Source organism: Thalassococcus sp. S3 (assembly GCF_004216475.1).
In the GTDB taxonomy this organism is placed as follows: Bacteria; Pseudomonadota; Alphaproteobacteria; order Rhodobacterales; family Rhodobacteraceae.
This window is the reverse complement of record NZ_CP022303.1, coordinates 1,159,224-1,180,669: the sequence shown is the minus strand read 5'-3', so window position 1 is coordinate 1,180,669 and position 21,446 is coordinate 1,159,224. Positions and strand designations below refer to the sequence as shown.

Below are 21,446 nucleotides of genomic sequence, written 5' to 3'. Positions count from 1 at the left end.
AGTGAAGTCGTCTGGTGACCGGCAGAATGATGGACTTAGCTGAGCTCGTCAAAGCCGACTTTCGAGCGCTCTGCAGCATCGGTCATTTTGGGCTCGGTGCGGACATCGGATCAAACGCAGCATCATGCCATCAAGCCAAGATTACGGCGATGAGGACGGCCCATTCCCGCCATTCACCCAGCGGTCAATATGCTGCGGACGCAGCCCGCTTTGCGGACGTTCGCTGCAGTTGCAAAGTTTAAGTCATGATACAGCCTTCGCCTTCAAAGGAGTGCTACCAGGGTATAGTATCAAAAGGGAAACATCCGCACCGCAAACGATATTTCAGGGTCCTTGGGTGGGTTTGGGTTAGCGGATGCGTTGGCCACAATACATTCAGAAATTTGGGGGGTAAGGACGTTGTTAACTTCACGCCAGACTTCATGCCAAACCCCAAGACTCTGATCACTAAGGGTATGTGAGTAGAGTGACGTCAAGTAGTCGATCTCGCGTCCCGTTGCACATTCCGGACCGGTGGCAGTGAGCAAGATTTGTTGAGCTGCCCAGAATGACTCGTCCGCCAAAAAATCGTTGCTTAGCAGGTGAAGCGTTCCACTTGCAAAGTTGGCGCGAACTACTTCACCCCAAAATATATAAGGTCGCCAGCCAAGCCTCGCTCCAGTCTCCTGTTGAGCCGCGAAAAGTGAGTCGAAATACTGCCTCCCCAGTTCAGTACGAGACACTACAATGGCATTACCAGCCATGGGCCACCTAGTTTGTGTCCTAAGTAGTAGGTGATCAAGGCCGCTAGCATCTCCTCGACCGCTATCTAACGGAGCGACGATTGCGACCTGTGGCAAAAAGGAACCCGAAACGTCAATCGAAGTGGCTGCGATGTTCGTCAAATCTGCGTCGATCAAGTTTGAGTCTTTGAGTATTGTAGCCCCAAGATTGAGGGCGGAAACCTGGGACTGCCCACTCGTAAAATCAACCGCTCTAAGGTCGGCTCCGCTGAAATCAAACGGAACTTCTAACCTCGAAAAATCAAGACCACTTGCAATCAGAATTCTCAATAGTTGTCCGCGTTCGGGGCTAAAGATGGGGCTAGTTGGTATCTGAGCAGCAGAGCTCAGACCATCTTCAAACTCAGGCAAGAGATCCATTTCTTCCCGCAGTGCGATCAGAATTTTCTCAATCTCAGGATCTGACAAATAAGGTTCTGAAGTGTCGATGATGGTCTGAATGCGTGCTTGGAGTCCTCTAGATGGCACCCAAGAACTTTCTCCATTTCTCTCTCGTTCGATTTCCGTCATCAAACTGGGAATCTGAGCGGAAAAAATCGAAGATATCCGGTTCACCTGAGATTCGTATATCTGTGCTTCTATGAGCTGGTTTTGCACATCTATCCGCTCCACCTGTCGAAGTGATGCAACTGCCGAGACCAGGGCAATCACAGCACCTAATGCCGCAACGCTAATACCAATTGCCACCGCACCAGCATAAGCGGCCGAAAGGCCCTTGAGAGCATCATTTGTCTTATGTTCGAGGTCTTTCTTAGAAATGTCTGTTTCCGCGATACCCTCAGTAAGCCTCTCGACGAGCGCCCTAACGAACGGATTTCGTGTTTCGTCTTCGGAGGCCAGTTTTCGAGCTGCTATCCTCGCAGCCAGTGTCTTGAACACCAAGAAGACGAGTATGCCGCTTAGGACGATGGCGACGCCCCCGATTATTAGGCTGGTTAGAAAGTACTCCGCTACAAAAAGCGCAAAGACTGTGAGCCCAATCCCAGCAGCCATCCCAAGAAATATGGGAGACAGTAGCCTAACGGTTGTCAAAAAACGTTGGGTCAGCATGAAGTTCCTCAAACGCGCTGGTATGGTTGATCTAGTTCTCTATCAGATACAGTTTGTAGCTCCTTTTGAAGGCTGAATTTGCATGCTGAGTCCCGGGGAGTAGGCCGTTCCAAGATGGAATAACGAGAGGCGCCTATCAGCTGACAAATAGTTATCTTGGCTACCCGAAACATGCAAAGAAGAAGCAGACCTTTGTGCAATCCGTGGACCCTTTGGCTCCGCCTTGCTAAGCTGCATGTAAATTTGAGTGAGTTATTATGAGCACGCTTCCAAAACCTAGTTTTTTGATTTCTGCAAATTTTCTGGGACCAGTGCTTTCCCTCGATGGAGAGCTCACCAATAAAGCCCAGAATCTGGTTTTCGCAAGGAATGGTATCGGCAAGTCCTTCCTGTCACGCGCGTTTCGCTACCTCGACCTGCATGGGCAAGCACGAGATGTCGATGATGCCGCAAAGAATTTGGTTTCCGATGAGTCAGCTGATGGTAAGGGAACGTTTTCATTTGCGCGCGGTCCAAAAGCCATGGGAACGCTCTCACTGAACAAGAACGGCGATGTCGTCACACCCGAACTGGACGGTACGATCTTCCACGTCTTTTCAGAGGATTTTGTTCAGGAGGAGCTTCGGGAACGCCAGTATGAGATCGATGGCGAAATAGAGAATCAGATCGCCGTTGATAGTGAATCTATCAAGATCAAAGACGCACAAGAAGCGCTCGCCAAAGCGCAAGCAGATGAGCTGGCTGCTGAAGCCGCGCTGCGGGGCAAATTCGACAAAGAAAAGCTTTCTGAGCTGGCTGAGAAGACAGGAATCAACAAGCAGCTCAAGGGCTACAAAGAACTAACTTTTGATCGCCTACTTGAGCGCTACACAGACAAGCCTGAACCGCCCAAGCCAAGCGTTGCCGATATCATCAAAGACCTCGATGCCCTGAAGGCGATACCGTCTGATCCGGTTTATCCTGATGATGTTGGGCCCGTTCCTAGCGATGATATCGACCTGAAGGCGATAGAGGACTCTTTGGGCAGGATCACCTCGCCTTCAAGCGTCTCGGAAGACATCAAGAAAAAGATCGATGAACATCGCGAGTTCTACGCTACCGGCACGAAGATCGTGCAGGATGAACATCGTGAGAGCTGTCCTTTTTGCGAGCAAGGGATCAAAGCCGGTGATCCCAAAGCAATAATAGATGCCTATGTCGGCTATTTTTCGGACGCAGAAGAAAAGCACAAGACTGAGCTGCGTGGTTTCTTCCGCGCCCTGCTAAACATGGAGTCAGCGCTTAAAGAAAATGAGAACCAGCTCTCCCGCCAAAAGTCACGGTTTGATACACTCAAGAGCTTTGTTCCATCGCAAAAGGATGTTGCGCTTGGGGATGGTGAGGAAGAAATCAAGAAACTGCGGGACACTCTCGTCGCGCTAAAGGACATGATTCAGAAGAAAGCGGACGCCCTGACAGTTGCGCTCTCGATGCCAGAGGTTGATCTGGCAGCGAACATTACCGCCATAAATGATCTTATCGCAGCCAACAATTCCAAGGCACAAAAGCTTACGAGAGCAGTCGAAAAATCTGATGAAGAACGCCGTGACCTACAACGCAAAGCCTGCATTGCCTTTGAGGCCGAATTCGCAATTACCACCTGGAGCGACATTGAAACGCTCAGAAGTCTTCGCGAGGCGACAATTGCAGCTGCAGCAGCGCTATTGGCACTTGAAAAGTCGAGCCCGTCTACTGACGCACGGACTAGGGTTGCCGAGACTTTTGAGTTGCTGCTGAAAGAGTTTTTCTCAGACAAATATCTGTTCGATAAGGACAAGTTCGTTCTAAAGCGTGGCACACACGAGATGATACGCGGTCCCCATCGCACGCTTAGCGATGGGGAGAAAACTGCGATTGCGTTCTGTTACTTTGTGGCCTGCATCCATAGGAAGGTTGAGGCCAACGCCGACTATAGAAAGCTGTTTCTGGTTTTTGATGATCCTGTCACCTCGATGTCCTATGATTTTGTGTTCTCAATTGCCCAAACACTCAAGAATCTAAACATCGCAGATCAAGGTGAAATCTCGATCAATCCAGGTCAGATAGACGGCAACAAGCACCGGCGGCCAGAGCTTCTGATTCTCACCCACAGCAGCTATTTTTTCAACATATGCCTAACCAACAGGATCGTGGACGAAAGAAAGGGGGCTGCATTCGCTCTGCATCCAGATGCAGGCACTCACAAACTTGTCCGCCTCAAGGAGTATGTTGCTCCATTCAAAGAACAGCTGAGAGACGTCTATGATGTCGCCAATGGCCGTGATCCGGACCACCGAACGGCCAACTCGGTCCGGTCCGTACTGGAGGCTATAGGCCGGTTTTGCCGCCCGGATAAATCAGAGAGCCTATCAACGTTTGTGCAGCACCTAGCTGGTGACGAAGGTATTGCCGTAAAGAGCGTCCTCATTAACTCACTTTGTCACGGCACGTACTATGAGGAAACACCGGTGCCAGGCGATCTCAAGCTGGCATGTGAGGAAACCATTTCCGTAGTAAAGCGTTTCGCAGTCGGTCAGCTGGAGCTAATCAAGGGCGCTTCTGAAAAGGGCAAATAAAATTGCCCTAAAGGTTGCGCTGTCCGAACGTGAGGGGTTTCACATCAGTCGCACGGCTAGAAACCCGCGGAGAACTCATGGCCGCTTAGTAGCAAATTCGCCAATCTCCATTTGATTCTTCGACGGTCTTCGAGTCCCGTTTCAGCTCATTCTCCAAGGTCCGCTAACGCAGACGCTGTCATTTGAGTTCGCAATTGTAGCGAACTTCCGCTTCCCGCCCACATGCGTAACGGCCATTTCCGCTTTGGGCTGCCGGGCGACCTTGGAACTAGATGCAACGAAGGTCAGCAGCGAGCCCATTGCGGAACCACCGTACGAACCAGGTGTGCACTCGCAGCAATTCCTTCGGGGCGGCGCTGGGAAATCGCAGGCTGCAGAGCAGCACGATTTGCTGCTATTTGAGTCACACCGTGGAAGGTCTGTTTTCGACGGATGAATGAAGTTCTAACGCCATGAAAAAGGCAAACTGATCGCATCAAACTGCTTTCGCAAGCACAGCAAGAATTGAGACGCACATCGGCCCGCGACGGTAGCTTGATGCTTGCCTGGAGTTTGAAAGGGGGCCCGATCAAAAGGTCGTGGTATTGCTGAAACCGAAGTTCTCGCGGGCATGTTGTGAGACAATAAAATTCAAAGGCGAGCCTGAGCTCGCCAATGAACAGACGGTTAGACCATCCCATTACTACCAGCAGCTTAGTGGAACCGAGGCCAAGTTCAAACGGCGAATAGCGACATTCCATTTTGGTCTAAACTGTCAGAACCTTGAACTCCCAAGTTCATCTTCACTCAGCATCGGTCGCGAAGGGTCCGCCGCGATCATTCTGTACTCCTCAGCGAACCATGGGCGATTACACAAAGAGGACCTCTTGTGTCGTTCGTCATCCTTTTGAAGCGCTTTCATACAGAGATCGTGGTATCATCTTGCCGCAAGTATCCTCGGGGGAGCGCCCGTAGGGCGCGGGGGCAGACAGCCCCGAAACCTTTAAGAACCGACACGCAACCCCTTATTCAGGCGCGCTGCCATCATTGTATCTTTCCTGGGCGACGATGACAAAATCTCCATGGTCAACGTCTCTAATGAAGACCGGCTTCGTCCTGGCTAGGTCCAAAAGATCTTCGGGTCGGTTTCGCAATAATACACTCGAAAACGGATCTTCTTTTGAGGATCTGTTTACGCCAACTCTGACAGCGAGGATTTGACGCACAAGCTTCTCAGGGTCGATCCCGCCAGCGGCCGCGACAAGGACAAGGCGCGCATGAAGGTCATCAGGCAAATTGATGGTCAGATCTGTCATTTTTCGTACTTCATGTTTGTGCACCGCTCTTTCTATCTGGTTTTGACTGAGACGTCGGTTTGCATGTCTTTGCGACGCCGACCTTGAGGCCGTCTCAATAGTCGGGGGGCTGTCCGCCCCCGCGCCCTACGGGCGCTCCCCCGAGGATATTTGGGGCAAGATGAAAAACGCAGGATTGCCCTATCGGTTTCGGTTCAACCGTTTTGCCCTTTCCAACTGTTGGAGATAGACCTGCCCCATGCCGGCGTTGGCTTCGGACTGGCGGGGCGGCTGATTAGCCTCACGAGGGGCAGATTGTGCCCGACCTCCTAAATTTGGCCGTGGAGGTATGCGTTGGTAGGCACCACGCATGATAGCCCCAGTCGCAGCCCCTGCGAACCCTGAATTGATATCCCCGGATATCGTTCGGACGATGACGGGGATCCCAGCCATCAGCGCCAGGGACAACATGATCATGGCCAGGAAAGGTAAAGCCGCACCGATGTTCTGCATGTCGCTGGGGTCGCCTACCGCGGCAAGCATTTGGTTCAAGAGCCCAAAGGTGATGGAAAAGACACTAGCGATGACAATCGGGTATAGGGACCACGCAATCAAGGCTGAAAGCCAGCGTCGGAAGTAATCTTCCGTTGCACGGAACAGCGTAAGGCTGATCATGATCGGCGCGAGCCCGATCAACAGCGTGACAACCATCTTCGAAAGCACGAGCATTAGCGCTGCAACCCCACTGAAAATCGCCAGCAGAACCGCCATAAACACCCCCATAATGGCCCCGCCCACCCAGTTCAGATTTTCTCCAATAGCGTTCGCATGATCCGCAAGTTCCTCGGCCATTTGGTCAAATCGCGCAGCGAAGAAGGCAGGTCCAGATCCGGTTTCACCCGTGATCGATCCGATTAGCATACCCGCGATGTTATCCAGACTGTCGATGATCGCGCTGGAAAGACGGTCGAACTGCACCCAATTGAGCGCGAATATGAGGATCAAGCCCATCTTGACGAGCAAAGGGACAAACTCGGACACATCCATCGGGCGGACCTGAAGCATCATGTTCGCAATGAGAAACAGCAAAGCGAGGGTAGCGGCGAGCATCAACACAGTACCGAGACTTCCAGCCACGGCGCCAAACTGGCTTGACGCCATGCCATTCAGAGCGCTCTCGGCCCGCTCAACGACAAACGAAACAGTGCCCATCAGTTCACCTCTCCGCACATATCCTGAACCGCACGACGAAGATCGGCGATGCGTGGCTTGTAGGCCTCAGATGACCATGCTCGGTATGCCGAAGAAGGGCCTGTTGAAAATCCGAGCGTCTCAAACTGACTGGTGATTATGGCCCAATCCGGTCTGAGCGTGTCGCAGTCGCACGTGACTTCTTCGACCGCATTCTGGTGCCGGACCAGACTGTAGAGCCTGTCGGCCGCAACACTACGCCAGGCATCGGTAAAACCATCGAATGTGAACGCCGCAGGTCGGTCCAGGATTGCGCAACCATATTCGTCCACCTCAACGCCCTGCGCCAAGCAGTTGTTAGAAATACACAAAAGCACCGCTATCAAGCTCCTCATTCCTCGTCCTCCGGATTGGTGGTGTCGTGAAGCGCGTAGACCGTGAGGCCCCTAGGTTCGGCCTGCTGCCAGCCAGTGAGCGCGTCTGGGTCGCCGTGCTCGTGCAGGATCATGGCGATACCCGTGCGAATTCCCGGCGAGCACTGGTTTGCAATCAGCCGAATTTGATTGCCAAGCTGGAAGGCATAGTCGCTTGACCATGTCTCTCGGGAGCGAATGAGCACCGATACACGTTCTAATGCGTCCGTCGCCGGATCGATCCCAGGGCACCAGCATGTCCAAGGATCATAGCTCAGCCGTACATCAGTGTCGGAGGCCATGTTGCTCCTCCTGATGCAATCGCTTGTCTTCCTGGTCCCCTAGTCCGTCTTGACGCAACCGAGATGCTTCGCGCTCTCCGCCAGCTTGGGCGACAGCTGTTCGCAAGTGATCCGTTGCTCGATCCAGGCTTGCAACGACAGAACGAGTGACCCTTGCGACCGCACCAGCGAATTCATCGAAGACTTCAAGGATGCGAGTTCCTTTCGGGTGTCGCTGACCGATTGCTGCTCTAAGTCCTTCAAAGCCTGCGCGGACATTTCCGACGCTTCGGTCAACCGCTCCACGTAGCTCAGCAATTCGCGTTCTAACGCTGTCAGGCCATCCATCGCTTACCGCTCCTCGATCTTCAGGCAATCGACCGTCTGCGTCCCTAGGCGGCAGCGGGTCAGCGTCGTCGTATCCCGGAAAGGGATCAAGTACGTCGCTTCTGGCCGCTCGATCATCCTGATCCCCAGAGACGGCATGCTGGGTGTCAGCCAATTCAGAACCGTCCAGGTCGAAAGCGAGCTGCTGATCATCAGCGCGCAGGCGATCAGCACTGGATAAATCATCGCCGTCCATTCCGGACGCGCCGCGTTCGCACTCTGCCTCAGCAGATGTTTCCTCACGCGCAGCAGATACCCTTCCGTATCGGTCTTGATTGTAGCAAGCGCGCTTTCGGCAGTGATCTTCAAATCGTTCCTGAAGCTCTGCAACTGAGTATCGATCAAGGCGGCATTCTCGGCTCTCATCTGCTCCATATCCGCCTTCAGCTTCTTGCTCAGACGTGGTGTCTGCGGTCCAGTCTTCATTGAAAATTTCTCCCTTCAATCGCCACCGTTCACCGGTGTCGGGGTCTTTCACTGTTAAGTAGTTTTTGCCCGCCCTGGGCACTTCGAAGCCTGCCTCTTTGAGTGCTTCGGTCATAACGGCACGGTCCGTGATCAGACCCAAAGATATCTGATCACGGACCCAGCCGTGGAGTTCGTCCCGACCTTGCGCCCGAGTGGGGGCCTCGGTGACAGTTTTCACCTCGGCCGAGCGTACGACGTCCATGGGGTCGGCCCATCCGTGCGTCTTGTTCATCAGGTCACGGAGGCTGTCGAAAGTGCGCTCGTACCCTGGCGGTGCGATATTGAGGCTGCGCCCGCTGTGAAGCTCCATCCGTGGCGTGCAGAAATGTAGCTCGACCCGATCCTCGTGGGTGTGCCGGACCCAGAGGCAGGCGTAGCGGTCAGCATCGAGACCCGCGAAGGCGATCTCTTCAAAACGGTCGATCACCTCCTGCTGCTGATCTTCGGTCGGGGCGTCTTCGCGGGCAAAGCTGACGACGCCAGCGCGATAGGTCCATTTGTACGGGCAAGCGTCGATAAGGTCGATCATGACGTCTGCGTCGCCCCTCACGACCTCCGGCAACGGATCGCGCGTCACGATCATCGGCTGGCCCGCGGCATCGCGCATCAGGTCGCGGTTGTCATCATAGGCCAGCACGGTGCGAGCGGTCAGATATTCGACCGGGCCTGCGCCGCCGCCTTTGCCATTAGGGAAAAACTTGATCAGCATCCGGGCGGCTTCCTATGCTGCGTGACGATCTCAGCCAACCGCCGCTCGATGCCAACGAGCGCCGCAGCCACGCGTAAGGCCTCGACCTCGCTGGCGCGGCCCGTGCGGGTCGCCGTGTTAAGCCAACGAGCGACCTGGTTGAGGTTCCCGCCATAGCGGGACACGGCCAAGGTCAGCGTTGGATCAACACGGGGCGCAGGCTTGCGCCTCTTCGGAGTCGCACCCGTAGCGAGCTGTCGAAGCATGGCAGACATGGACAGCCCGCGATCCGCTGCCGCCTGCCGGATCAGCGCCTTTTCTTCGGAGGAGCAGTAGAAGAACACTGCTTCCTGCTTCTCCGAAACCGCGCCACGCGCGGTCTGGTTGGGGTTCGAAGGGGAGGCTTGCCGCCCCTCGCAAGGTCCCGGTTCGCAGGTCGCAGACCTAGAACTGGGTCGCCTTGCTGTTTGCTTAGAACCAAAGTTTAAGGTCATGCGCCAATCCTCATGCGCTCGACCGGATGGCGCGAACAATGGGGCTGTTCAGCGTTTCTGCCAATGGCCTAGGGTTGCCATTGGAGCCTCGAAAACCTTGATCATGGTCAGAATGGGCAGCCTCTCGCCCTTCTTCGTTTTTTCTTTTTTCGTTTGATTCTACTTTATTCTTTTGTGGCGGCAGCGTGGCTTCACCCTGCTCCCATCCTGGCTCCAACCTGCTGGCATCCTGCATTTGCAATCGGTCAGCAGCCCGTTGCACCTTAGCCTCTGCTTCAACAAGCCCTAGCATTACATCCTCGAACTCACGCGCCAGCGATGCTCCGTGTGCACGAAACTCATCTTCGAGGAACGGGCGTAGGTTTCTGAAAGTGACGCCCGCTGTTGCTAGAAAAGACCGGAGTTCATCAACGATCTTCGGCCCGTGCTGGCTACCGGCCTTGAACCTCTGGGCTCGGGCAAGGCAGCCAAGCACAAATTCAGCTATCGAACGTCGGCAGATGTCGGCTTGCGGAAGCTCACCGGAGAGATACCACTGAACAAGGCTCTGCACACGTGAGAGATTGTCTGGACAGTTGACTGATCGGAACCAACCGCCAATCCTCAGGAGTTCGCTGTCAGGCTCGTATTCCATAAGCTCTGCAGATGTTAACCGCTCAAGCGAGACACGAAGCCGGGCGTCTTCGATGCCGGCTTCTGAGGCGAACAATGATAAGGGATATCGAAAGAGCCCGGAGTAGTCGGCCTGGGAACTGAGGTGGGCTGTGAAATACACATTACGATCAGAGCAGCTCTTGAGATCGCGGAACGATTTTGTGTTGAGCAGGGACACATTGAGCATTGCAAATTTCTTGCGCGCCATAGGACATTCCTTTTCCAGCAGCCCAAGTTACCTGGACCGAGCAAAGCCGATGCGCGGCATCGTGCAAGGGTTGAAAAAGTTGGCGCGGCTGTCGTATTGATCCGGCGCAAGCCAGCTTACGACGAAGCCCCGCCCAAAGCGGGGTTTTGTTGTTTTAGGACCTATGCAGCGTCACTCGGAGAAACCCTGTTTTCAGCAACATAAGCGTTAAGGTCATGCCCTAGATACTTCACTCGACGTCCGAACTTGATCCATGCGGGACCAACTTTGCGGTGTCGCCACTGCGCACGCTTCGTGCGGGGTGCGATTAGGTCTAATTCTTGATCGGTGTCGTCGTAGAGCCGTTGGTTTTCAAATATTTGCGGTAGCACTGCCTCAACTCCCTTAGGCTGTAAAACTCCTCATACAATTCACGGGATTGATCGGTGACTGTCGAGTTCTTCGTCCAGCCAAACTGGGTTAAAATGAATGGATCGCGAGTTTGGTCGGTCAGATTGCGCCGCATCAGATGCCGGTTTCGTACCAGTATTGGATCTTCCGCCGGAGTATCCCTAGCTAGCCTCGCGTAGTGATGTAAAGTTGCACTGATATTCACTCGGTCAAAAACCGCTTCTAGGGCTTTCATGAACCGACCCGAGGGCAAAGAACCGTGAACTCTTGATGCCGTGACCTCATAGATCGGAAATATGAAGTCTGGCTCCGTTGGCTTCTGGTAGCGGATACCAATCGGAAATTCTGAGTAGTGGTCGAAAATTGACCTTAGACCCAACGCCGCACGGTATGCCCTCTGATTAGTTCGGCTCGCTTGTTCTAAAAGCAACTTGTCATGGTTTTGGCGATGCCATGCGATAAGATCTCGAGCTTGTTTGCCTTTGGCGAAAGACGCTGTCTGACGAACTTCAAACCTAATCGGCTCAGGAAGTTCATCAACCAGTTCACTTGGGAGCCGTTGCTCTTGATCATATGCCTCGATTAACCTGTCAAACGCCTTTACCGCATTACGCAACGGCTTAGCCCCTTGAGCATCTTTGTTCAAAGGCAGCATACCGTCATATTGATTGTACAGTAACTGTGCGCCCTTCAACTCTTCTCCACACATGATGTCCCACCCAAGGTGTTCGCGTAAGACCTGGTCCACTTCGTCCCAAACTCGAATTACCTCGCCCGCGTATGTCCTTTCTCCATTGTTCCGATGAGAGGTCAAATGGCAAAGAGAGCAGAATTCCCTCGGGTTGACCCACTTTGGCCGCCTACCCCACCTAAAGCGCATGGCTTGGCGTCTCTGTGGAAGAGGTGACATATCTAGACCAGTCCTCCATCAAACCGCGACGTTTATTCAGCAAGTCAGACCTTGCATAAGCCAACTCCACCTCAGATCCGATCCTGTGGGCTAAGCACATCTCAACCACTTCGCGTGATACGTCTGACTGTTCTGCGGCCCAGTCACGAAACGTCGAACGGAAGCCATGTACGGTAATGCCTTGGATGTTCATACGCCTCAGCAGCATCAGCATTGCCATATTGGACATCGGTCGATGCCGTTTCTGACCTTCGAACACCACTTGTGACCGGAGCATCCTCAATGGTTCAATGATCGCCAACATTTCCGGAGTGAGTGGCACGCGATGTTCTTGCTCGGCTTTCATCCGATCAGCGGGCACGATCCAATGCTTCTCGATAAAATCAAATTCCGCCCACGTTGCATTTATTACTTCGCTAGTACGGCTGGCGGTAAGGCACGTGAACATCAACGCTCGAGCGGCCATGGCATCTTTCGTCGCAAGCTCACTGTAGAAGGCAGGCACGTCCTTCCAGTGCATTGCCTTATGGTGCTGCACCCTCTGCTTTACCTGAGGCAAAACGCGAGCATCTCGTATGGTCATGACTGGGTTCTCACCATCGCGAAAGCCTTTTGATTTTGCTACGTCCAACACAGCCTTGATTCGTTGCGCAAGACGCTTGGCTGTCTCGTGTTTTTCAGTCCAAACCGGCAACAAAACCTGCAAGACCTCTGGCTGGCCAATCTCGGAGACCGGTAAGCGGCCAATCTTGGGAAAAACGTACTCGGCCAACGTGTTGATCCATTGCTGGCCGTGTTTCGGGTTCTTCCAAGTTGGCAGTCGCTCAATGTGGACCTGTCGCGCAATTTCTTCAAAACAGGGGATTTCTTGCCGCCCGTTGTAGCGCGGATTGATGCCCTGCTTTGCGAGCCGCCGGTATTCTAAGGCGCGATCACGCGCTTGATTTAGGGTGACCACATCGGCGCCGCCTAGACCGAAGTCGGTACGAAGCGGCTTGCCTTCTCGATTGCGCTGACCCTTCACTGTAACACGCACGATCCAGCGTCTTGCGCCAGATGGATCGACGACAAGGTACAAGCCGCTGCCGTCGCCATGGCGCCCGGGGCCAAGAGTTCGGACCAGATTCTTCGTCAGCTTTCCGCTCAGAGCAGCCATGAAATACCACGTTTTCTACCACGCAATGAACAGGAACAAGCCTAATCGAAGAGAAGCGAAACACAATAATGACTGCGGTTGAATCAACAAAAACAGGCAAGTAGGTGCCTGGACAGCATCGAACGCAATAGGGTGAAAATGGTGGGTGGCGGAGACGAAGGGATTCGAACCCTCGAGACGGTTTCCCGCCTACTCCCTTAGCAGGGGAGCGCCTTCGACCACTCGGCCACGTCTCCGTCGACCCGTGTAACGACAGCGGGAGAGTGGTTCAAGCCCACAAAGCAAGCCAATACATTTTCCAGAGACGGAATCTGCCCAGGCCTGAGTAGAAGCAAGGAGTTGCGCATCACTCTGCGCATATCCTGGGAGCAGACGCCAACATGACCGAAAAACAGCCCGATGACGCGGACCTGCCGCTGGACGTCATAGATCAAAACAGCACAACAGAAGCGAAGGCGCGCCCGCAGACACGCAAGCGGCGGGTTTGGATCATCCCCCTTCTGATGCTGCTTATGTTTGCCGGTGGGGTCGTGGCGATCTATTTCCAGCCGCACTCTATCCGGGCCTTCTTTGCAATGACCGGTCTGCAGCCCGGAGGCGGCGCCGATGAGCCGTTCGTGGTCCCCGTCGGCGTCGAATTGTCCGACGAGGTGGCCGCGACCCTGCAGCCTACGGATGTCGTCGGGCTGGCCCGCCTTTTGCCGCAGGGCGACATATCGGTCGTTGCCCCTCCTTTTGGGGCGGCGGATGCGCGTATCGCGGACGTATTGGTTTCCGTGGGCGAGGAGGTTCACGCAGGCCAGGATCTGGCCCTGATGGATAACCTGCCCGATCTTTCAAGCGTTGTGGCCACGGCCCAGGCCAATCTGGCGGTGCGGCAGGCGACACTTCTGCAGACCCGGCATTCCGTTGCCCTGAGTATTGCGGAGGACAAAGCCTCTCTCGCCGAGGCCCAGGCCGTGGCCCGGGTGGCCGAGACGGAGCTGGAGCGGACCCAATCGCTCTTTGATCGTGGCATCACAACGCAAGCGTTGCTGGATCAGGCCATATCCGTGTCAGAACAGGCCAACCGCGCGGTAGAGCGGGCGCGCGCGACCCTTCAGCGATCCCGGGCAGAAGACCCGGAGGAACAGCCCGATGTGCTTGTGGCCAAGCGCAACGTCGACGCGGCACTGGCCGAATTACGCCGGGCCGAGCTGGATCTGGGGAAAGGAACGATCACCGCGCCAACGGATGGAACGGTTCTGGATATCTATGCCAGGCCCGGAGAGGCGCCGGGCAGCGATGGCGTGATGGTGCTTGGCGCGGTGGAGCAGATGATGGCCGAAATCGAGGTGCACCAGACACAGATCATAAATGTCCGCGTCGGCCAGCCGGTGGAGTTGCTTGCGGATGCCCTGAACCTGACCTTTCGCGGAACCGTCCGGGATATCGGTCTGATGGTGCGCAGACAGGACATAGTCGCGGATGACACCGCGGCGAACACCGATGCGCGCGTGATCGAGGTGTTGGTCGCCCTGGATGCCGCCTCAAGCGAGCAGGCGGCGCGGTTCACGAATCTCGAGGTTGTCGCCCGCATCGACACACGCGGAGCGGGCCAATGACGGAGCTTCTGACCCGCCTCTTCGGGTGGATGCCGGTCGGCTGGCTTCAGCTGACCCACAATAGGGCCCGGCTTGCCTCTGCCGTCGCTGGCGTGGCCTTTGCGAATGTTCTGGTCTTTGTCCAGCTTGGCATCATGGGCAGCATGAACCAGGCGATCCGTGACACCTATCGTCTGCTGAGCGCGGATATCATGATCTCCGCCGACGATGCCAACACCTTCACGGAAGGCAGCAATGTTGCCCGGCAATGGATGCTGACCGCCTTGCGTGACCCCGGCATCTCAGATGGCACGACGCTCTTTCTGAACACGATCCAATGGAAACAGGCCGGAAACGACACCACGCTGCAGCTTATATCGCTCGACATCAACAAGCCCCAGTTTCTCAACCCGGTGTTGCAGCGCAAGCTGGGTCCACTGACACTGCCGGATACCGGCATCCTGGACACCAATACCCGTGATATGGACCCAGGTGTTTTGGCCGGGATCCGACCGCAATCGCCGCTTGTCACGGAAATCGGCGGGCGCACCATCCGGTTCACCGACACCTTCGACGGGGGCGTTGGTTTCACAGCGGATGGCTATGCAATTACCTCGGATCAGACCTTTCTGCGGCTGTTCCCCCAGCGGGTGTCCGGCTCTCCTGACCAGATCCTGCTGAAGGTCGCGCCGGGCCATCTACCCGACGACGTCGTTGAAAGACTGCGCGAGGCACTGCCTGACACCCTTCGGGTGCGCACCTTCGAGGATGCGGCAGCCGAAGATGTACGATTTCAGAACGTCGAACGCCCGACGGGGCTGATCTTTGGTTTCGGCGTGCTAATGGGCATTCTGGTCGGCATCGTGATCGTCTATCAGGTTCTGTCGACCGATGTGGCCGATCATCTTGGTGAATATGCGACCTTCAAAGCTATGGGATATGGCCCGTCATTCTTCCTTGGAGTGGTTTTTGAAGAAGCAATCGTGCTTGCCATTCTGGGCTTTGGTCCCGGCATATTCATCTCATGGTTGGCCTATCAGACCCTGAACGCCGCGACCGGCCTTCCGCTTTTGATGTCGTTGGATGTCGCGGTGCTCGTCTTTCTGGGCACCCTTGCGGCGTGTGCCCTGTCTGGCGCCGTGGCAACGCGAAGACTGAACGCCGCAGATCCGGCGGATCTGTTCTGATGGCCCAAATGTACGCTCTGCCGAATACCCCGCCCCCGATCGTGGTGAAGGGGTTGAACCATTGGTTTGGCGTTGGCGACGCCAAGGTTCAGGCCATTCACGAAATCGACCTGACCATCCAGCGCGGGAGCCTGACGGTCATGATGGGGCCCTCGGGATCCGGCAAGACAACAGTCCTGACCCTCATGGGCTGTCTGCGAGACGTGATGGACGGATCCATCTCCCTCCTGGGGCATGAACTGAACGGCGCCAGCGAGGCGGCTCAGGTCGCGCTCAGGCGACGGTTGGGATTCATCTTTCAGGCCCACAACCTTCATGAAAGCCTGACGGCCCTGCAAAATGTCCGCATGGGCCTTGAGGTGCATGGCGCACGGGGAAACCAGGCGCGTTTCGATGAAGCATCCGCACACGTTCTGCGCCTTGTCGGTCTGGGAGACCGGCTAAACTATCTGCCCGCAAACCTGTCGGGGGGACAGAAGCAGCGGGTGGCCATCGCCCGTGCGCTGGTCGGCAACCCCGACATCGTCATGGCGGACGAACCGACCGCGGCGCTTGACAAGGAAAGCGGGCTGCAAGTGGTTCGGATCCTAAAAGCGCTTGGACGCGCGCGCGGGACGACCACGGTCATGGTCACGCATGACAACCGCATTCTCGACATGGCCGACCGTATTATCACTCTCGAAGACGGTCGGGTTGTTTCGGACGAGCAGGTTGGGTCCTCAACGAAACCGTGACCACTTGGTGTAGCGCCGTGAATTCGATGAAATAATTGGCGCAAGATGTTATTAATATTAAATTTTATTACTGCGCTCTGGCGCACGATTGCTGTGCGTTACAACGTCTCACGCCCCGGTGACAGCGCGTGTTTTGCAATCGCTCACGGCCCCTCCCAAGTGTCGCTCAGATCGACAAACGATCAACACAAAACGCGCCCCGGCCCTGCCGGATCAACCGAAAGAAGGAGACCTGAAATGACCCGCTTCGTTACCCTCGCCGCCGCCGCCCTCGCCGCCACCCTTGCTGTATCCGGAGCTTCTGCCGGCAGCAATTTCCTGGGGGATCGTGGCTATGACGACCTACAATATCTCCGCGATCTCAACGCCGGGAAAGAGCCCTCGCAGGGCACCCTGATTTCCACACGCAACGAAGGGGCCGTGACCGGTGCGTCGGCCAAGACCGACAACGGCAACCCCTATTTCCGGACGAACAAGAACATGGAATCAGGCCGCAACTAAGGTTGACCCCCACTCACGAATAAGGGGCGCTGCAGCGATGCGGCGCCCTTTCTACGTGTTGAAGAGGAAATGCAGAACGTCGCCATCCTTGACGACATAGCCCTTGCCCTCGGCCCGCATCTTGCCGGCTTCCTTGGCTGCCTGCTCCCCGCCCAGCGCAACAAAGTCGTCATAGGCGATCGTTTCGGCGCGGATAAATCCCTTTTCGAAATCGCCGTGAATGACCCCCGCCGCCTGTGGGGCCGCGGTCCCCTGCCGAATGGTCCAGGCCCGCGCCTCCTTGGGCCCGACGGTGAAATAGGTCTCAAGATGCAGAAGATCGTAACCGGCGCGGATCAACCGGTCGAGGCCCGCTTCGGAAAGACCCATTTCCGACAGAAACATCTCTGCCTCGTCCGCCTCAAGCTGGCTGATCTCCTCCTCGATCTGCGCGCTGATGATCACATGGGCATTGCCCTGGGCAGCGGCCATCTCGGCCACTTTGGCAGAATGCGCATTGCCCTCCGCCGCCTCGGCCTCGCCCACATTGCAGACATAAAGAACCGGCTTTGTGGTGAGAAGTTGAAGCATTTTCCAGGCTTTGGCGTCTTCGGCATCCACCTCTACGACACGGGCCGGCCTGCCGTCTCCGAGAACCGCCAGCGCGGCCTTGAGCAGCCTCTCCTGCTGGACCGCCTCCTTGTCTCCGCCGCGCACCTTACGGACGAGGCCTTGCAGGCGTTTCTCGATGCTTTCGATATCGGCCAGCATCAACTCGGTCTCGATGGTCTCGGCATCGGCCACGGGATCAACGCGGCCTTCGACATGGGTGACGTCGCCATCCTCGAAACAGCGCAACACATGGGCGATGGCATCCACCTCGCGGATATTGGCAAGGAACTGGTTGCCAAGGCCTTCGCCCTTGGAGGCGCCTTTAACCAGACCGGCGATATCGACAAACGTCATGCGGGTCGGGATCACCTGCCGTGACTGGGCGATGACAGCCAGCTTGTCGAGGCGTGCATCCGGCACTGCAACCTCGCCCACATTCGGCTCGATCGTGCAGAAGGGAAAATTCGCGGCCTGCGCGGCAGCGGTGCGGGTCAGCGCGTTGAAGAGGGTGGATTTGCCCACATTCGGCAGCCCCACGATACCCATTTTGAAACCCATCGACGCTCTCCGCATTTGATCCCGCGCCGCTTCTAAGGCCGCTTGAGACGGCGCGCAAGCGGGGCGGAGGGGCGAAACAGTATCAACGCCTCCGTCTTGTTGCAGGTCCGGAGTTCTCCAGCGACCATATTGATCAATGAAGCGGAGCCGTTGATGGCGTCACCTGCATTGCAGGAAGAAACCGCAACCGCCGGGTCGCTTTTCAACCACCCCGTCCATTGATTTCCCTGATCACTTTTGGCAGGAGCGTTCAGACCCAGAACAAAGGCGCCCAGATGACCCGTATCGACCAGACCTTCGCCCGGCTCAAAACCGAGGGACGCAAAGCCTTCGTGTCCTACGTGATGGCGGGCGATCCGGACTTCGACACCTCGTTGGACCTGGTGCGCGGCCTGCCCGGCGCGGGGGTGGACATCATCGAACTGGGCCTGCCTTTCACAGACCCCATGGCCGATGGCCCGACTATTCAGTTGGCCGGCCAGCGCGCGCTGGAGGGCGGCATGACGCTCTCCCGCACGCTCGACCTTGCCCGCGCCTTCCGCGAGGGGGACGACACGACCCCCATCGTGCTCATGGGCTATTACAACCCGATCTACAGCCGCGGGGTCGACACCTTTCTGGCAGAGGCCAAGGCTGCCGGTATCGACGGTCTGATCGTGGTGGACCTGCCCCCCGAAGAAGACAGCGAGCTCTGCCTGCCCGCGCAAGAGGCGGGCCTCAACTTCATCCGCCTCGCCACGCCGACGACCGACGACCAGCGCCTGCCGCGCGTCATGCAGAACACATCGGGCTTTGTCTACTACGTCTCCATCACCGGCATCACCGGCGCGGCAGAGGCACAGGCCGCCGATGTGGGTCCCGAAGTGGCCCGCATCCAGAACGCGGGCGGTCTGCCTGTCGTTGTGGGCTTCGGCGTGAAGACACCCGAACGCGCAAAAGCCATCGCCGAGGTCGCGGATGGCTGCGTGGTGGGCTCGGCCATCGTCGAACAGATCGGCAGCGGCAAACCTGTGCCCGAGGTGCTGGCCTTCGTCAAAACCCTCGCCGACGGTGCTCACTCCGCTTGAGGACGCAGACGCAGCATGTGCAGGCCACTGTAATGCGCAACGCGCTCGTCCTTCTGATTGAATATGTCATACCGCATCGTGGCAAATCCCCGATCCGGTTTCGAGCGTGACACCCTAGCCTCCAGCACGTGGCCCACGGCCCGGATCGTGTCGCCCGCATAGACGGGTTTCAGCCACCGCACCTCATCCATGCCCGGCGAGCCCATGGAGCCCTGCGACCAGTCCCGCGCCTCCAGCGCGAGGGTGAACGCCGTCAAAAGCGTGTGCCACCCGCTGGCAATCAGCGCACCATATGGCGACGCCTCCGCCGCCGCATCGTCCAGATGAAAGGGCTGCGGGTCCCACTCCCGCGCAAAACCGACAATCGCCTCCCGCGTCAAAGTCCGGGCGCCGGTCTCCAGAACCGCGCCGACAGGCAAATCCTCAAAATAAATTTTCTCCAAACGTCCCCCTCCTCCGCAATGGCGCGCAGGTCCCCTGCTTCTTCTCGACAAAAATACGGAAAATCCCGTCCTCTCAACCCTCCGAACGCCGACCTGATCGCCGAAGGCACGCCCAATGCGCCAGATAAAACATGGCTTGCGCGCCCGTCAGGGCGCGCTCCGTTTGGCAGCGGGCGGTCGAAACTCCCGGTCACGGGGCGGCTCCGCATTGCGGTGCGTATCCAGAAATATCCTCAGATCGGTCAGAACCGGCAGGATCCCCGCCAGCCGCTCCAGATCGAAACCCACCGCCAGCTCCGCGAAATCCGGGGCAAGGGCCGTGATCGTGTCATCGCGCAAGGCGCGGCCCGCATCGGTGATCCAGACGCATTTGCTGCGCCCGTCATTAGGATTGGGGCGCACCTCGACCAGCCCGTGTTTCTGCAACCCCCCGACCGTATGGGTCATCGAGGTCTTGGGCACTTGGAAGGCGCGCGCCAGTTCCACCGGCGTGCGCCCGTCCGCCACGCGGATCAGGTGATTGAGCACCGAAAAATGCGGCCCGATCAGCCCCTTGGGCAGTTTTGCCTCCAAAAGCGTGCGGGAAAGCTGTTCGATGATCCCGATCTCGTTGAAGACCGGGAAAAAAATGCGGGGATCCGGGTCAGGCATTCATCCTCTTTGCCTCAAGCGGCCAGCGCGGCGTGCGTGGCGTCTGCGGACCGTAGCCCAGACGACCCAGCATTTGAACCGTCTCCCCCTGCCCGGCCATAAGCGCATGCGCCCGCTTATAATGCGGGGCCATCTCCGGATATTCCTGCAGACACTGGCTGACCGGCTGCAGCGCCAGCCCCATCCCCGTGGTGGCAAGGTTCAGCCTCAACCACCGCCGCCCGGCCTCGATCTGATCGGCCCGTGTGTTCCCGCCGCTGCGCAGCACCGCATAGGCCGGCGTGGCCAGCAACATCTCCTCATACATGGCCACGCCCTGCTGAAACCCGCTGCTGTCCGGATCGGCCTGTCCTTCGCGGCTCAGGATGCCGGCGAGCATGAGGCTTTCCAGAAACGGCCCGCCCAGGTCGATCCCGTCGGGATTGGCGTTGATCTCGGCCTTGCCAAAGCGCATCAGGTCCACGCTTTCCATCAACGTCCGTTCCGTTTGCATCTCCACAAGCCATGCGTCCCAGGTCAGTTCCTTGATCTCGGCCACGCGGGCCGGATCGATGACGACATCGGCATAGCCCGTCAGCGTCTCGACCGCCGATGCAGGCAGGGCGCGGTCCTCGAACGGCTCCTTGCAGGAACGGCGATCCATGATGTGCGCAGCCAGCGGATCGGGCGTGCCGCCGGGGGCAAAGACCGCGCGGGCCACCGGGCCGTCTTCGCCGTCGGGATAAAGCGCCAGATCGACATCGTATCCGTCGGCCGAGGCCGCAATGACCATCTGTTCCAGAAAACAGCCCAGCCCGATGATGATCTGGCGATCATAAGGATCGGTCTCGGGCAGGCGACGCGCGGTATCCTGGTGAAGCGTCAGCGCGTCCTCACCCTCCAACGCGACAAGCCAGGGCTGAAGGTTGTGCGGATTGGGCGCGAGCAGCGCGAAGGAAAGCGCGCGTTCACGCGGATCGGCATAGCTGCCCGCCAGATCCCATGGCGCAAGCGCGCGGCCCGGCGTGCGGGTGGTCAGGAAGGCAGCCGAGGCGGCACCGGCAGCGAAGATTGTGCCACCCCCGATCAGGGCGATGGCTTTGCGACGTGAGAGGGTCATTGGCGGCTCCATCATTATAATACGATATTGAACTAACTAGATTGATATAGATCTTATATCAAGACTTGCTTTCATGATGCATTGAGATTCCC

The 21,446-nt window shown here is 56.9% G+C and carries 20 protein-coding genes and 1 tRNA gene; 6 read left to right on the top strand and 15 right to left on the bottom strand.

Annotation, left to right across the window (positions count from 1 at the left end; translation table 11 throughout):
- Positions 1-290: 290 nt before the first annotated feature.
- Entirely contained in the window at positions 291-1,832 is a 1,542-nt protein-coding gene (locus CFI11_RS06030) for a hypothetical protein (RefSeq protein ID WP_165390192.1), read from the bottom strand.
- Between the two features lie 257 nt (positions 1,833-2,089).
- Between CFI11_RS06030 and CFI11_RS06025 the strand changes: the two genes are divergently transcribed.
- Positions 2,090-4,426, top strand: a complete 2,337-nt coding sequence (locus tag CFI11_RS06025) for an AAA family ATPase (protein ID WP_130404041.1) — start codon at positions 2,090-2,092, stop codon at positions 4,424-4,426.
- Between the two features lie 1,004 nt (positions 4,427-5,430).
- Here the strand turns inward: CFI11_RS06025 and CFI11_RS06020 are convergent.
- From CFI11_RS06020 to CFI11_RS05970, 10 genes are all read right to left on the bottom strand, one after another.
- Complete coding sequence (locus CFI11_RS06020) at positions 5,431-5,721, bottom strand: hypothetical protein (RefSeq protein ID WP_130404039.1); 291 nt, start codon at positions 5,719-5,721, stop codon at positions 5,431-5,433.
- Between the two features lie 180 nt (positions 5,722-5,901).
- Positions 5,902-6,912 carry a type IV secretion system protein gene (locus CFI11_RS06015; RefSeq protein WP_130404037.1) on the bottom strand — a complete coding sequence of 337 codons (1,011 nt, stop codon included), beginning with the start codon at positions 6,910-6,912 and terminating at the stop codon, positions 5,902-5,904.
- Complete coding sequence (locus CFI11_RS06010) at positions 6,912-7,286, bottom strand: hypothetical protein (protein WP_130404035.1); 375 nt, start codon at positions 7,284-7,286, stop codon at positions 6,912-6,914. The genes CFI11_RS06015 and CFI11_RS06010 overlap by 1 nt, the downstream gene beginning before the upstream one ends.
- Positions 7,283-7,606: a hypothetical protein gene (locus tag CFI11_RS06005; RefSeq protein WP_130404033.1), complete on the bottom strand. Its 324-nt coding sequence runs from the start codon at positions 7,604-7,606 to the stop codon at positions 7,283-7,285. Before CFI11_RS06005 ends, CFI11_RS06010 begins: the two co-directional genes overlap by 4 nt.
- Entirely contained in the window at positions 7,590-9,149 is a 1,560-nt protein-coding gene (locus CFI11_RS06000) for a relaxase/mobilization nuclease domain-containing protein (RefSeq protein WP_130404031.1), read from the bottom strand. Before CFI11_RS06000 ends, CFI11_RS06005 begins: the two co-directional genes overlap by 17 nt.
- Positions 9,143-9,472, bottom strand: coding sequence for a plasmid mobilization relaxosome protein MobC (gene mobC / locus CFI11_RS05995; RefSeq protein WP_130404029.1), 330 nt, complete (start codon positions 9,470-9,472; stop codon positions 9,143-9,145). Before mobC ends, CFI11_RS06000 begins: the two co-directional genes overlap by 7 nt.
- 160 nt (positions 9,473-9,632) lie before the next feature.
- Entirely contained in the window at positions 9,633-10,484 is an 852-nt protein-coding gene (locus tag CFI11_RS05990) for a hypothetical protein (protein WP_130404027.1), read from the bottom strand.
- A gap of 313 nt (positions 10,485-10,797) precedes the next feature.
- Positions 10,798-11,583: a hypothetical protein gene (locus CFI11_RS05980; protein WP_130404025.1), complete on the bottom strand. Its 786-nt coding sequence runs from the start codon at positions 11,581-11,583 to the stop codon at positions 10,798-10,800.
- A gap of 160 nt (positions 11,584-11,743) precedes the next feature.
- Positions 11,744-12,940, bottom strand: coding sequence for a site-specific integrase (locus CFI11_RS05975; protein WP_130404023.1), 1,197 nt, complete (start codon positions 12,938-12,940; stop codon positions 11,744-11,746).
- A gap of 146 nt (positions 12,941-13,086) precedes the next feature.
- Positions 13,087-13,176, bottom strand: a tRNA-Ser gene (locus CFI11_RS05970).
- Between the two features lie 144 nt (positions 13,177-13,320).
- Here CFI11_RS05970 and CFI11_RS05965 point away from each other — a divergent pair.
- The 4 genes from CFI11_RS05965 (at position 13,321) to CFI11_RS05950 (ending at position 16,945) form a co-directional block, all read left to right on the top strand.
- Positions 13,321-14,544 carry an HlyD family efflux transporter periplasmic adaptor subunit gene (locus CFI11_RS05965; RefSeq protein ID WP_130404021.1) on the top strand — a complete coding sequence of 408 codons (1,224 nt, stop codon included), beginning with the start codon at positions 13,321-13,323 and terminating at the stop codon, positions 14,542-14,544.
- Positions 14,541-15,710 (top strand): ABC transporter permease DevC, encoded by a 1,170-nt coding sequence (gene devC / locus CFI11_RS05960; protein WP_130404019.1) that lies wholly within the window; start codon positions 14,541-14,543, stop codon positions 15,708-15,710. The genes CFI11_RS05965 and devC overlap by 4 nt, the downstream gene beginning before the upstream one ends.
- Positions 15,710-16,444: an ATP-binding cassette domain-containing protein gene (locus tag CFI11_RS05955; RefSeq protein WP_254449029.1), complete on the top strand. Its 735-nt coding sequence runs from the start codon at positions 15,710-15,712 to the stop codon at positions 16,442-16,444. Before devC ends, CFI11_RS05955 begins: the two co-directional genes overlap by 1 nt.
- A 237-nt stretch (positions 16,445-16,681) precedes the next feature.
- The gene (locus tag CFI11_RS05950) at positions 16,682-16,945 is read left to right on the top strand and encodes a hypothetical protein (protein WP_130404017.1); all 264 of its coding nucleotides are present in this window, start codon (positions 16,682-16,684) and stop codon (positions 16,943-16,945) included.
- 51 nt (positions 16,946-16,996) lie between these two features.
- Here CFI11_RS05950 and ychF read toward each other — a convergent pair whose 3' ends face one another.
- Positions 16,997-18,094 (bottom strand): redox-regulated ATPase YchF, encoded by a 1,098-nt coding sequence (ychF, locus tag CFI11_RS05945; protein WP_130404015.1) that lies wholly within the window; start codon positions 18,092-18,094, stop codon positions 16,997-16,999.
- A gap of 275 nt (positions 18,095-18,369) precedes the next feature.
- Here ychF and trpA point away from each other — a divergent pair, with 275 nt between their 5' ends.
- Positions 18,370-19,161, top strand: coding sequence for a tryptophan synthase subunit alpha (trpA, locus tag CFI11_RS05940; protein WP_130404013.1), 792 nt, complete (start codon positions 18,370-18,372; stop codon positions 19,159-19,161).
- On the opposite strand, the gene CFI11_RS05935 is transcribed toward trpA, so the two are convergent.
- The 3 genes from CFI11_RS05935 to CFI11_RS05925 form a co-directional block, all read right to left on the bottom strand.
- Positions 19,149-19,604, bottom strand: a complete 456-nt coding sequence (locus CFI11_RS05935; protein ID WP_130404011.1) for a MaoC family dehydratase — start codon at positions 19,602-19,604, stop codon at positions 19,149-19,151. The genes trpA and CFI11_RS05935 overlap by 13 nt on opposite strands.
- Before the next feature lie 147 nt (positions 19,605-19,751).
- Entirely contained in the window at positions 19,752-20,255 is a 504-nt protein-coding gene (locus CFI11_RS05930) for a MarR family winged helix-turn-helix transcriptional regulator (RefSeq protein ID WP_130404009.1), read from the bottom strand.
- Positions 20,248-21,354 carry a twin-arginine translocation pathway signal protein gene (locus tag CFI11_RS05925; RefSeq protein WP_130404007.1) on the bottom strand — a complete coding sequence of 369 codons (1,107 nt, stop codon included), beginning with the start codon at positions 21,352-21,354 and terminating at the stop codon, positions 20,248-20,250. The genes CFI11_RS05930 and CFI11_RS05925 overlap by 8 nt, the downstream gene beginning before the upstream one ends.
- Between the last annotated feature and the right edge of the window lie 92 nt (positions 21,355-21,446).

Excerpts from the sequence above, each read along its gene's own strand:
- CFI11_RS06030 (WP_165390192.1), bottom strand. The coding sequence starts at position 1,832 with ATGCTGACCCAACGTTTTTTGACAACCGTTAGGCTACTGTCTCCCATA.
- CFI11_RS06025 (WP_130404041.1), top strand. The coding sequence starts at position 2,090 with ATGAGCACGCTTCCAAAACCTAGTTTTTTGATTTCTGCAAATTTTCTG.
- CFI11_RS06020 (WP_130404039.1), bottom strand. The coding sequence starts at position 5,721 with ATGACAGATCTGACCATCAATTTGCCTGATGACCTTCATGCGCGCCTT.
- CFI11_RS06015 (WP_130404037.1), bottom strand. The coding sequence starts at position 6,912 with ATGGGCACTGTTTCGTTTGTCGTTGAGCGGGCCGAGAGCGCTCTGAAT.
- CFI11_RS06010 (WP_130404035.1), bottom strand. The coding sequence starts at position 7,286 with ATGAGGAGCTTGATAGCGGTGCTTTTGTGTATTTCTAACAACTGCTTG.
- CFI11_RS06005 (WP_130404033.1), bottom strand. The coding sequence starts at position 7,606 with ATGGCCTCCGACACTGATGTACGGCTGAGCTATGATCCTTGGACATGC.
- CFI11_RS06000 (WP_130404031.1), bottom strand. The coding sequence starts at position 9,149 with ATGCTGATCAAGTTTTTCCCTAATGGCAAAGGCGGCGGCGCAGGCCCG.
- CFI11_RS05990 (WP_130404027.1), bottom strand. The coding sequence starts at position 10,484 with ATGGCGCGCAAGAAATTTGCAATGCTCAATGTGTCCCTGCTCAACACA.
- CFI11_RS05980 (WP_130404025.1), bottom strand. The coding sequence starts at position 11,583 with ATGTGTGGAGAAGAGTTGAAGGGCGCACAGTTACTGTACAATCAATAT.
- CFI11_RS05975 (WP_130404023.1), bottom strand. The coding sequence starts at position 12,940 with ATGGCTGCTCTGAGCGGAAAGCTGACGAAGAATCTGGTCCGAACTCTT.
- CFI11_RS05965 (WP_130404021.1), top strand. The coding sequence starts at position 13,321 with ATGACCGAAAAACAGCCCGATGACGCGGACCTGCCGCTGGACGTCATA.
- devC (WP_130404019.1), top strand. The coding sequence starts at position 14,541 with ATGACGGAGCTTCTGACCCGCCTCTTCGGGTGGATGCCGGTCGGCTGG.
- CFI11_RS05955 (WP_254449029.1), top strand. The coding sequence starts at position 15,710 with ATGGCCCAAATGTACGCTCTGCCGAATACCCCGCCCCCGATCGTGGTG.
- CFI11_RS05950 (WP_130404017.1), top strand. The coding sequence starts at position 16,682 with ATGACCCGCTTCGTTACCCTCGCCGCCGCCGCCCTCGCCGCCACCCTT.
- ychF (WP_130404015.1), bottom strand. The coding sequence starts at position 18,094 with ATGGGTTTCAAAATGGGTATCGTGGGGCTGCCGAATGTGGGCAAATCC.
- trpA (WP_130404013.1), top strand. The coding sequence starts at position 18,370 with ATGACCCGTATCGACCAGACCTTCGCCCGGCTCAAAACCGAGGGACGC.
- CFI11_RS05930 (WP_130404009.1), bottom strand. The coding sequence starts at position 20,255 with ATGCCTGACCCGGATCCCCGCATTTTTTTCCCGGTCTTCAACGAGATC.
- CFI11_RS05925 (WP_130404007.1), bottom strand. The coding sequence starts at position 21,354 with ATGACCCTCTCACGTCGCAAAGCCATCGCCCTGATCGGGGGTGGCACA.